At 36.0% G+C, this 13,404-nt stretch carries 3 protein-coding genes; 2 read left to right on the top strand and 1 reads right to left on the bottom strand.

The genetic code is table 11. From position 1 onward, the window contains the following. The first annotated feature begins 494 nt into the window (after positions 1-494). Both GKR48_RS12925 and GKR48_RS12920 read left to right on the top strand, forming a co-directional pair. Positions 495-1,622, top strand: coding sequence for a porin (locus GKR48_RS12925; RefSeq protein WP_305071509.1), 1,128 nt, complete (start codon positions 495-497; stop codon positions 1,620-1,622). Positions 1,623-1,947: 325 nt separating this feature from the next. Further along, positions 1,948-3,138, top strand: a complete 1,191-nt coding sequence (locus GKR48_RS12920) for an amino acid aminotransferase (RefSeq protein ID WP_154628373.1) — start codon at positions 1,948-1,950, stop codon at positions 3,136-3,138. A 76-nt stretch (positions 3,139-3,214) separates the two neighbouring features. Here GKR48_RS12920 and GKR48_RS12915 read toward each other — a convergent pair whose 3' ends face one another. Further along, complete coding sequence (locus tag GKR48_RS12915) at positions 3,215-13,294, bottom strand: anthrax toxin-like adenylyl cyclase domain-containing protein (RefSeq protein WP_230088671.1); 10,080 nt, start codon at positions 13,292-13,294, stop codon at positions 3,215-3,217. Positions 13,295-13,404: the final 110 nt, after the last annotated feature.

Raw genomic sequence — 13,404 nt, 5'->3', positions numbered from 1 at the left:
AGGTCGCTAATATTGATTTATCGTTAACTATTGGCCCTGACTGAATATTTTGAGAGCACTGTCACAGTTTTTCTTTTATTGCCCTATTTTTTGCTTTTTTATTAACGATTCCTATTCCGACTAAGAATAATCTGCTTTGAGCGTGTTACCATTCTTATTTGTCAGTACACTTTTCCCTCATCAATGAATGATATCGTTCGAAAAAAGTTCAATTTGTCTTTCAAAAAAGTTCCCTCTTTTTTGTAAAATTTTTTCAACTGGTAGGATGAGTGGTTGTTTTTTACTCTATTTTTTACATTTAGAAACACCTTGTTACCATTTGTTTCAGAATCTTCGTTTTTGTAGCATTTTGGGGGTAGATAAATTTATCTACCAATGGAACACTGGACGCCGACTAAAGACGACACTAATCTCTCATAAATAGTTCAAAAGAATTTTATGGATTATTTTTGGCAGTGGCAGGTGTCCGAATAACACCAATGAGGGTAATAATAATGATGAAACGCAATATTCTTGCAATGGTTATCCCAGCTCTGTTAGCTGCTGGTGCAGCAAACGCAGCTGAAATCTACAACAAAGACGGCAACAAATTAGACCTGTACGGTAAAGTTGACGTTCGTCACTACTTCGCTAACTCAGAAAGCGGCGAAGACGGCGACGATTCACGTGTTCGTTTAGGTGTTAAAGGTGACACTCAAATCACTGACCAACTGACTGGTTTTGGTCGTTTCGAGTGGGAAACTAAGACTAACAAAACTGAAAACAACAACGATAACAAAAACCGTTTAGCTTACGCGGGTCTGAAATTTAAAGACTTCGGTTCTATCGACTACGGTCGTAACTACGGTGTTATCTATGACACGAACGCATGGACCGACGTTTTCCCATTATGGGGCGGCGACACCATGGCTCAGTCTGATACTTTCATGACTTCACGTAACCGTAACCTGGCTACTTACCGTAACAACAACATGTTCGGTTATGTTGATGGCCTGAGCTTTGCTCTGCAATATCAAGGCAAAAACACTGATTCTAACAAATCAGGTGTTTCTAAATTTGATGAAGATGAAGCTGAGTGGACTAACGGTTACAAAGACAACGGTGACGGTTACGGTTTCTCTACCGCTTATGACTTAGGTTGGGGCGTGACTCTGGGTGGTGGTTACTCTAACTCTGCTCGTACTGAAGCTCAAAAAGCTCTGAGCTCTACTGCTCGTGGTGAACGCGCTGAAGCATGGAACGTTGGTGCTAAATTCGACGCTAACAACGTATACTTAGCAGCTATGTACGGTCAAACTCTGAACACGACTCACTACGGTTCAGCTCATGACATCGCTAACAAAACTGAAAACGTTGAATTAGTGGCTCAATACCTGTTTGACTTCGGTCTGAAACCATCTTTAGGTTATAACCAATCCAAAGGTAAAAACCTGAATATGTATGGTGCAGATAACCACGATTTAGTTAAATATATCTCTGTAGGTTCTTACTACTACTTCAACAAAAATATGTCTGCAGTTGTTGATTACAAAATCAACCTGTTAGATGAAGATGAATTTACTAAGAAAGCTGGTCTGATGACTGACAACGTAGTTGGTTTAGGTCTGGTTTACCAATTCTAATTATCCGTTAACGGATAATCTGAAAACAGTAAATCATGTTTTTGAAAGCAGCGCTCCGGCGCTGCTTTTTTATTACTCACATTTTATCCCTCATAATAGAACCTGCTAACCGTCTTATTCGCTAATCATCCCACTAATTAGATAAAGTCACTGGTTTATACTCAATTTTTGGTCAAATTTGATGTAATGGCTATCTAGCTCACAAGATCACACCAATTTTTGGTAAAACAATTGGCAAAAACTTGTTACCAAGTTACTCTGGTGACTCGACATTTTCCGTTATACCTCTTTTTCAGCTAAACCACAGAGTTTTGGAATCGACAATATGTTTGAGAAAATCATTTCTGCCCCAGCTGACCCTATCCTCGGTCTTGCTGATAGTTTCCGTGCTGATCCTCGCGATAATAAAATCAACCTCGGTATCGGTGTCTACAAAGACGAATCAGGTAAAACCCCTGTTCTGGACACGGTCAAAAAAGCAGAGAAATTCCTGCTAGACAACGAGAATACCAAAAACTACCTTGCGATTAGCGGAATGCCGGAGTTTGGTCGTGTCACTCAAGCGCTACTGTTTGGTGATAACCATGAAATCATCAGCTCACAACGTGCTCGTACCGCACAAGCACCGGGTGGCACAGGCGCCCTGCGTATCGCAGCTGATTTCATTGCTAAACAAACTAACGCAAAGCGTGTTTGGATCAGCAACCCAACGTGGCCTAACCATAAGAATATTTTCGAAGCAGCTGGCTTAGAAGTGCTGACTTACAATTACTACGATGCAGCCAACCACGGTATGGACTTTGCTGGCATGCTAAACAGCCTGTCATCTGCGGTTGCTGGTGACGTGATTGTTCTTCATGGCTGCTGCCATAACCCAACGGGTATTGACCCAACGCCAGAGCAATGGACTCAACTGGCTGCTCTGTGTGCTGAAAAAGGGTTATTACCTGTATTCGACTTCGCTTACCAAGGTTTTGCGAAAGGTTTAGATGAAGATGCGGAAGGCTTACGCATTTTCACCAAAAACAACCCAGAAATGATTGTTGCCAGCTCATTCTCGAAAAACTTCGGTCTGTACAATGAGCGTGTGGGTGCTTGCACCATCATCGCTAAAGATAGCGATAACGCTGAGCGCGCATTTAGCCAAGCGAAAGCCGTGATCCGTGCTAACTACTCAAACCCACCCGCACACGGTGCGGCGGTGGTTACCACTATCCTGTCTGATGAAACATTAAAAGCTGAGTGGATCCAAGAACTGACTTCAATGCGCGAGCGTATCAAACGTATGCGTCAGTTACTGGTAAAAACATTGGAAGAAAAAGGCGCTAAACAAGACTTTAGCTTCATCATCAACCAAAATGGTATGTTCTCCTTCAGTGGACTGACTAAAGAGCAGGTAGAGCGTCTACGGAGCGAATTTGGCATCTATGCTGTAAGTTCTGGTCGTATTAACGTCGCAGGCTTAACTCTGGAAAACATGGTGCCACTGTGTGATGCCATCGTGAAAGTTTTATAAGTATTTATTCAAACAACTAAATACTTCACAAAAACAGCCAGTCACTTAACTGGCTGTTTTGTTTATAACAAAGGAATTACTTCAAATGGCTCAGGAAACGCTCTGTCATTTGGACGCCTCCCCAGTTATTTCTGACATTATCATGACCAATATTAGGATCAGAACTTCCCTCATAAGCAATACGTTGTTCCGCCAACAACTGTATCAAGCGATCAAGAGTTGACTCCTCATTGTGTTTTGATAATTGCTTGTAATCATTCAAAAAGCTCACCTGCATCACACTAGTCATTGAGGCAGTGTGATTATTGTGTTGCAAAATCACTCTCCTTCCGCTCTTTGATTGATATACCGTTTCTGCAAGCGTTGCTGAAAGTTCTTTGTAGCTTATTTCAGTAGAGGAAAAATCAACCAGTACCACTTGATTATGCCCTTCGAGATCATGGATAGTGACATCCCCTTGCCCATGACCACTCACAATATAGATATCATCCCCTTTATCACCAGCTAAATGGTCCTTTCCATCTAAAGAAATTAATACATCCTGCCCCATACCTTGTGCCAATAAAATATCATCGCCTTGACCACCATAAAGGATATTTTCGCCACCTGTTGTTATCAACTTATCATTCCCACTCCCACCTTTGATCACACGACCATGTCGTGACATATCCATCACTTCATCATTACCGGCGAGCATATCAATAAGCCAATGCTCTCTCGCATAATTTTCAGATAAGACAATTCCATCATTTTTCAAGGTTTGTTTTAATGGTTTAGGAACGCCATTTAACATATCAGCAAGCTCATTAACTGGCTTCCAGATGGCTAGCTGCCCTGAATGTTTTGCTTTATCGAGTTTTTCAGATAAGTAGTAAGACAACGAAGTCATACTATGCGTCGTCGATGAAATATAGTTATTATCGAGTTGGTTATAATGATGAATATTAAAGCGAGCCCCGCTATCATGCGTTGGCTGTTTAATCTTAAGAATTTTACCTGATGATGAAACATAGACCTGATAGTCGGGCTCGACTTCTTCAATAGCTTGCTGTTTAAAGTTAACTAAATGGATATGGTTATTACCAAGATTATCTTCAATATAAACGGCGCCTGAGTGGTTGCCATCAATAATATAATGGTCATCTCCACCTTCGCCCATCAAAGTATCTATTCCCTCACCTGATAACAGTAAATCATCCCCCTCACCGCCACTAACAAAGTTCTTTCCTGTCCCTCCATAGAGAACATTATTCCCCACCGTGGCTTTAATATTATCATCACCTTCTCCACCTAATATCACATAGCTATTTAAGCTCTTATTGATAATAGTATCGTCACCATTTTGACCATCAATAACATGCTTTTCTGATATATAACCCGCAGGTAAAAGAATTTGATCGTCATGATCGCTACTGTTTATAACTGGATTGAGTGGGGAAATATGATTTTTCTGTAAATCCACTTTAAATACATTACTATATTTATCTTGGATCAAAATCACCTCAGAAAGATTATCTCCCACATTTGTAAAATGAACGGTGAGTTTTTTCTGCCCAAACTTATCGAAGTTACCTAATTTGCCCTCATCCATCGATAGAGCAAAACCATTCTCGGCAGGTAATAATAAAATCACCTTATCATGTTCGGTGAAACTGTCTTTTACCTTCGCAAAATCAAAGGTAATTTCGCCATATTCATCTTTTTCTGTAAGAATTTGATAGGTATCAGCCCCGCGAGTGACTTCAATATAATTCCCTAATCTAACCAAAGGCAAAAAGTTATTTTTATCATTACCGCGATATGTTAATTGCTCAGCACGACCTATTGGTGCAAACCATCCCCATTCAGGAGCAACATGTTTTCGGTGCTTATTTATTATGATGGTATTAGTCGTTTCATCTATTTCGACGGATTTACTGTCTGTAGTCGCGACTTGGTCGGCTTCTTGAATATAACTGAGGCTAAAATATTGCCCTGACTCTTTTTGACCAATCTGCGTCGTCATCAACCAGCCATCTCGAGTTTGTACTCGATACACATGGTGAGTTTTTTTTAAGTCGCTATTTGGATCAATAACATTCTCTAACCGAATTAAAACTGAACTTTTTACATTGGTAAAATCATGTCCATCCTCAGTGCTACTTGGTAATTTAATGGTCAGAATTAAATCATTACCGCTTAGTTCAACCTGTTCTATTTCATCTAAAGAATATTCGATGCTCACATGACTTTGTGAACGACTCGATTCCTTGATAGCCACCTTAGCCTGATATTCTTTACTATTATTCTTATAGATAGGGTTTAGAAAACGTCTAGTTTTGACGGCTTTTTCTTTCCTTTCCCAATACTGCTCTGAAAGATAGAGATCGTTAACATGCTGCATCCATTCAAAACGGCGAATATGATAACTATCATTGCCATCACCACCCACGGCATCACCTTGAGTTAAAATAAGCTTATCATCACCACCATATCCGACTAATAAATCTTTACCTAATCCACCATCAAGTACATTATCTTTATCATCACCACGTAAACTATCATTGGTATTTCCTCTGATGATAATATTTTCTATATTTTGTAAATGAGCAACAGAAATAAATGGATGTTTTCCTTCTTTCTTATAATGCAGTGTATTTTTTTCTAAATTAACATAAGCATGATGAGCATCAGGTAATAGATCAATAATCAGCGTATCCTTCCCGCCTTGACCATCAAGATACTTAGTTGGCATTGTGCTATTACGTGACATTAATCCGCTTAAATTATTATCTCGCAGATAAAATAGATCATCTTTATCTCCACCAGCGAAATATTTTTCGCCAGATAAAACCTGAAATGCATTTTTTCGCTCTTTTGCACCAATAATGACATCATTACCGTTAGCTGTATTCCAACTCGTTCCTCTACTACGAGGGTTATCCAAATACAATGCGATCCTAGGGATATTACCCACTAAATTTTCACTAAATCTCCGCTCATTTTCTCTAAACACCTGCTGCCCTATCACTCCAAATTCAGTTTTCTTCGAATAAAAATTAATTTGAGAGGAGCTCGAATTTAATAACTGATGATGTATTGGTAAGGTCAAGAGACTCTCTGAAATTTTATGGCGAGATTTAAATTCTTCAAATAACGGATTTTTATATTCTGAATTTAAAGAATAACTATCATGCGTAGGTTTCGCTCCTATTTGTTTAATATCAACTATCTCTTTAGCTTCTTTTTTAAGCTCGAAATCACTACGAACCGATAACCCCATTCTTTGATACACATAATTTAAATTTTTAAACCATGCACTTCTTCTAATGATCTTGTTGTTAAAAATAAAATCAATTTCGTTAGCAGTAAAAGAAGGCGCATCTCTTTTCGAAAAATGGGATTTATAATGCCCTGCATCTATACGTCGTTCTTCTAATTTCCCAAGAAAATAGTTTCCATGTCCATCGACTAAATAGTATTTTTGCTCATCATCATAAACAGGGGCTTCAATAATACCAAAATGATGATCAAAGCCTGCCGCTAGAATATTGCTCTCAAATAATGTAAGATCCATTTCCCAATCTTGTTTTTTAAATGCATTGATATACAACTGGGTATTCATCTCCTGTTGAGTGCGCAAAGTAGGCTCTAAACCTAAAGCCCCTCGAATTCCTTCTTCTAATTCCCGATCCCAATCAATATTAATGACCTCTTTAATATTCTCAACTGCGCGAATACCATTGTAAACCCATCCTCCCACAAGCAAAACTCCCCCAACAACTAATCCAATAACAGGAACAGTCGAAGCTCCAACTAATACAGCAACCACTGTCACACCATTAACTACAGCACTCGCAATTGATAAAGCCGCATTGACGGTAAGATCTTGGCGTTGCTTAGGATCGGATACTTCATTGAGTTTGGATAAACAATCGTAGGCTTGATAGATATCAATGCCCATCCCGACTAAGTTAAAAATGACAACGGTTCCTGCGGCAATCCTTGTACGAATAAGGGAGCTAACACCTCTTGCAGAAGAGATATTTAACAACATCGGTTGTATAATCATATCTCCGTAATTAAAAAAAGCGGATGCACAAAGTAAATAAAATTGTTTTTCTAGTTCATTAATCTCTTCTTCTGTAATACCTGGTTTATCGAGTTTATCCAAAATAGCATATGCGCTAATCATGCTTTGAATAACACCAGCAGTCCCCATTCCTTGACCAAATTTATTTGCAGTACGCTGGAATAATGGAAGTTTAGTTCCAGCCTGGCGAACTTTTAATAAAGTCGAAGATGGAATAGTTTCTCGCTGTACATCACTATTATTTGCTAGATACTTAAACTGCTTTTTCAGTACAGCCGATTCACTAAAACTAGCTTGGTGATTGACTAATTGATATATATCTACTGAATTTAGCTGCTCATGAAATATTTTAGTAAAAATAACGTCGTCTTTTCCACCTTCCATTAAGGAAAAATACATTGCTAGCTTTTCAGGAGAAAAACGAATTTTTTTATGCAGGTTATCTGAGGTGATATCCGATAAAGTGATGGGTTTCCCCTCTATCGTTGCCCCTAATTGCTGTAATTTAGCGAAAGCGATTTTTTCACCATTAATAGTTACCCAACTATTTTTAGGTGAACTAAATTCAGCTTGCTCGATAATAGATTTACGTTGACTCTGTAGAGATGATAATCCGACTTTTAAGCTCTGCGACTCCAAATCAATTGATTGAATGTTTCCCCTAAAGTCACCATTTTCCATTTTTTGGAAGCCGGCCGACTTCCCTCTATTTATAGATTGCCCATCGGAAAGTTTGATGTCCTCATTAAAATACTGTTTAAGTTGCTGTTGAAATTGCTGTTGTGCTAACTGAAGAGAGTTATTTCTAATGCTAAATTGCACCCCTTGAGGGTCAAATAGGCAAACTTCGTACGCCCCATTACGCCTAACATGAGTGACAGTGTAAGTTGTTGACTTACCATGTAAAAATACGATCCTATTTGACGTATCAGCAACCACTGAAAATAAATCTACGACTGATTGGTCAGAAATAGAGATACTGTTATTCTTGATTAGCGTATCAATATCCTGAGTATATTTTTGCATTTTTTTCAGCAAAGTATCCTCTGCTGAAGTCAGTGTATTTTGGTCTGCAATTAACTCAATTTGAGCCTTTCGCTCAAGAAAATCACGTGCTAACTTACTATCGGTTAGATAATATTCAATGCCATATATACGACCTAATTCTCGGCCTATCCCATTAGAGCCACCATTTTGCGATATAATGCCATGATTAATCAAACCAATATTTTTTCCTTGGTTTAATTGTTGGTGATATTGTTGCAATCGTTGGGATTGATAATTTTCATAAGTTTTAAATGCTTCAGTAAAAGAGATGCTTTTAAATATTCCATTATTACCTTCAAAGTTTTTAGCACTGAGCTCACTAAATCCTTTTAAATTCTCACTTAACAAAATGAAATTATTGTTATCAGTCACTAAAGCTAAAATTTTACCTTTATCTATTCCATCACCGGCAGGAAATAGCTGTTTAAGTAATTCTTGGGAGTTTTTACTTAAATTATTTAATACTGAGAGATCATTTTTTATTGCCATTAATAAAGTATGGATGCTATCTGCTTGTTGCCGATAACTCATCTCTATTGTTGCCTCTATCAATTGATTTATTGATGCTGAATTGAGTTCATATCTACGGTTTAATGCTTCATTTAACTTTGAATTTACGAGAGGATCACTTAATACAATAATTAGTTTTTTAACATCAATAAGCCCTTCGTTATCCGAAAAGTAATTTAACAAATAAGGATGTTGCATAAAATCAATATCTTGAATAGCAATTTCTTTTAATGCTATTTTTTCCAAAAACGAAATGAGCTGCTGGTTAGGCTGACTTGAGAGTACAGCAGAAGAAACATTACTGCTTACCGCTGTAGGTTTATCTGGAGCTTCATAGATAAATTTAGATTTAACTTCACGGTTAATACCTTGAACTTTAAGCCCCTCAGATAAATTTTCAAGAAATGTCTTATGCTCATTCGCTTCCGTTATCATTGCCGGTCCCACAGAATGAAATAGGATATTTTCAGGACTTATCAGTGGATATTGTTTTTTGAGTGCCGATAACTCAATAGATAATGCATTTGTGGGCTTTCGTAACGTTTCTGCATCGCCAATCATCACCCAATTAGTTATTTTTTGTTGTTCCACTAAAGACATTAAATGTTCTTTACCATATTCCAAAATATGTTTTTTACTATCAACATCCATTTGAAATATTAATGTATTTTGGGGGCTTCTAGCGGCTAAATTCTCTGCTTGTAATAAACCTTTTTTATCCCCCGTCAGCCTAATAATAACGGTTAATTCTTCTGAGTGCTTAATTGTTCTTTCTAATGACTTTTTTTGAATATTCTGGCTATTCACCATCTTCCAAATGGGAGTATCAATGATACCAAGTTCATTTAGCCGTGTAGGGAAAGTTGAATAGAAATCATCAGGTAAAATATTATTATGTTTTTTAAGCTCCTGAATAAATAATTTATAGGCATCTTGATTATAAGCAACTTTCTTTAGTAAATTATTATCAATAGTACGAGTATCGGGGTCCCTAAACATAGACATAGGATCAGGCTCAATATAATCATTTAACTGAGCAAGTGAGAGTTCACCACGACGAAGCTCATTAATAAAATATAATGTGCTAGAGTTATTATTAATCCTGACTTGCTCACTTTCTGAATGGTATTGATAGACAAATTTATAACCTTGGGTATTTACTGAGTCTATTTCAAAATCAACTGGATAGATCAGCTTAGACCCTAAATACATATTTCCAACTTGCCGATTATAAGCGATAACAGGAGCTTGTATATTATTTTCAGCAAGTAAACTAGTCGCTTTTAGTGCAAAGTTTTCATTAACACCGCCTCGACCTAAATTGCAACCTATCATGACGAGTTTATCCGGCGTTGTATTTTTTAAAACTTTTCTGCGCAAATACATTAATGCATCTACATATTGCTGTGCATTTTTTCCCATATAAAGAGTTGGCTGATGATCACCATAATATTCTCCATGACCAATTGTTATCCAACGCACTTTTCCTACATTAATTCTATTTAGGTCTCCATGCAAAATTTTATATTGCTTCGAGCCCATATCATACTGTATAACCATAGAGTCTTCAGGATGTTTAGAAAATGCATTAGCAGTTGCTTTAGCTGAACGGTCATCACCACCATTTTGTATAATAACATTATAGGTATATTCAGTAGGTTTTACCTGCCTATTAGTTTCCGCATCATTAGCTTTGTTCGTACTGTATATCAGCATCGGATCTAGCCAAATATCTAGGTTGCCCGTATTTGGTAAATCGGTTTCCGACAATCGGCTACTTTGATGACTTTCCTGCATGTTTACATAAATATCACCAAAATCTGTATCTAACTGAACAACAGGTTTTTCTGTGTTCGGATCATTATTGATGATACTTTTTTTCCGTATTATTTCCGTTCGTCCTTCAATAAAACTGTCTGATATTTTACGTTTAGGTTCGAAGTATTGACCATTATCTCCTTCACTCCATTTTTTATTTAATGGGGCTCTATAACCCTGATTTATTAATAACTGCTGAAAATTAGAAAGCTGTTCGACGTTATGAACAATGATTGCACCTTGAGAGTTCATATGAAAATAAGTATCGATGGATTCCGTCGTACCTATAAGGTTATTTTTCCCTTTTAGCCGTTCCGGTAAGAAAAAGGTAATAGGGAAATTTTCGCTCATGACACTTGCAGGGTTAGCGTCATCAGCCCCATGATGGATCAGCTCCATCCCTTCAGCTAGACCAAGTTTTTTATTTAATTTATTTTTTATTTCTTTGATTCTTTTATTTGTAATGCCATTATCTTTGCCTTCTTTTTTATTATACTCATCTTCATTATGATATAATTTTTTCTGTTCTGGCGTTAATTCATCATAAATAACGTTTGATTTCCATTCAGACCAACTTGGCATCTCTGTCATTTTTACATAGTGCTCCAATTCAGAGAATGGGAAAATAATCGTAAAAAGATCATAATCGGCAGTCAATGCTTTTCCTGTTACAGGATCAGCAATAACATGGAATGGTTGAATATTACCTTCATCTTCATGGTATACATGCCAAAAATATTTGCCATCTCGATTTATTTTCTTTAACAAAAAAACTTTTTCTTGCCCATCGAGAAAAGAGGTTGTTTTGCTATATTCACTACCATTAACTTTCTCTAATGGTGTAATTTCATTATATACAGTTAATTCATTAACTCTCTCAGGGGTTAGCTCAAGAATAGTCGATTTTGCATGTCCATCATCAATCGCCTGTTGTGTATAGGAATTATATTTATTTTTATTTTCACGTCCTGATCGTTTAGCATATTCCTGCAATACAGGAATAAAACCACTGTGAGGTCCCCAATCTGAACTTTTACTCTTAATATTTAATCCTTTACTACTGTATTCTCCAGATGAAATTAAACTCGCTGATTTTTCATCAACAGGGCGAATACCTATGATAATATTTTCCTCATTTGCAACTTGCGTAATCGCCTTTTGATGAGATTCAGGTATACCAGTAATCATCTTTCTATCATCAGGTTCAATTGGGCTTAATTGTAAATTAACACTTTTATAATCAAGTTTAGTATTGTTAAGTTCTAATATTACCTTAGATTTAATTTTAACATCTTTAATATCAAAATTTTTACTTACCTCGTATACCAAGCCTCCATCATAAGAGATAAAAATATCTCTCCCTAATTCTGATAAAGTTTGGGAGTTGCTTTCTATTAAATACTTTAATTCAAAACTATCAATAATATCTGTATATATGTAAAATGATTTACCATTAATTTCAGCTTTAACTTTAATTATTTTCTCTTCAGGATTAAAACCTTTATAAATAATCCTATCTCTATCATTAATACCTACAGATACCTCTCTTTCTGATAGTAATGCACTTTCCGTAATATTAATTTCAGTTTTATTTAATTTACTTAAGTTAAAATTTACATTTCCATCATAGTTATACTTATAATAACCTATTTTAAAATCATTGTTTTTCAAGGGAATGAAACTATAACCATCTGATTGTTTTAGTACAAAACCCTTTAGAAAATTAAAAAATTCTTCTTGGTTATCATATTTTTTTATTCCTGAGTTTGGATCGAAAAATGTGAACTCCCAAGATTTTGTTGTTGCATTAAAATCTGCTGTTATTGCCATTACATGAGTACTTGAACAGAATTTGTATCTCAGGGGATTATGCCCATGGCTAGTTTCATTACTTAACTTTCTTATGAATTCATTTAATGAAACCTCTTTTTTTAAATGGTCATCATATTTATTTCCTTCATGTGACTGGCTCCTTTTCATTCCTCTCAATATATTTAAAGATTCAACTTTATTATAATTATCCCTTTGAATATCATTAAAAACAATCTTCAAAAAAAATCTTGCATCATGTTTCGTAAAATATTTATCCATTGGATTATTTACATCACTAAAATGCGCCTTTAGCTTCAGAAATAATGGATCTTTTGAAATTTCGAGACCTTCTTTTGATTTTAAAAAATCATCATCAGCAAAAAGTGCACGATGATATTTTTTTGCTTTTATTTTTTGTAGTTCAACAATAGATTCATAATACTCACCTTTAAATTGGCTATCTTCATATGTCGTGTTTATAACGTAATCAATATAGTCTTTGAAACTTCGACCATTAATATCTTCATATGTGGTTTGTTCAAAATAATTATAATTTCTTACGGAGCTTTCATAATTTTCTTGATGCTTGACTGCATTAAAAACAAACTCATTCAAGAGCGCTTCCGTATGCATTTTTAGTGCATCTGAACGTGCTTGACTTAAGGTATCTTGGTTTGTTTTATGATTATTCGCTACATCTAATAGGGCATTTAACTGTTTAATATAATCAATATGTTGATTATTACCCGCATATATTAAATACTCATTAGCTAGGCCGTAACAATAACCAAGGGTCTTAGCCTGACTAATGCCATACTCACTTAATAATTTATTTCTTAAAGCCTCATTTTCAATAGAGTTTGCATATTGATGTAAGTTAACTTGTTCAAAATCCATTTAGAAGTCCTCATCTAATTTATAAATATCCAATCTATATTCAATCAAAACATAATCGCACTGAATTTATTTTAAAAATAGATTATAGATATAAAAATTAATAATAATTA

The organism is Providencia sp. wls1943 (genome assembly GCF_009706275.1).
GTDB classification, from domain to species: domain Bacteria; phylum Pseudomonadota; class Gammaproteobacteria; order Enterobacterales; family Enterobacteriaceae; genus Providencia; species Providencia zhijiangensis.
The sequence above is the reverse complement of the archived record's forward strand: the minus strand, read 5'-3'. Positions and strand labels throughout refer to the sequence as shown.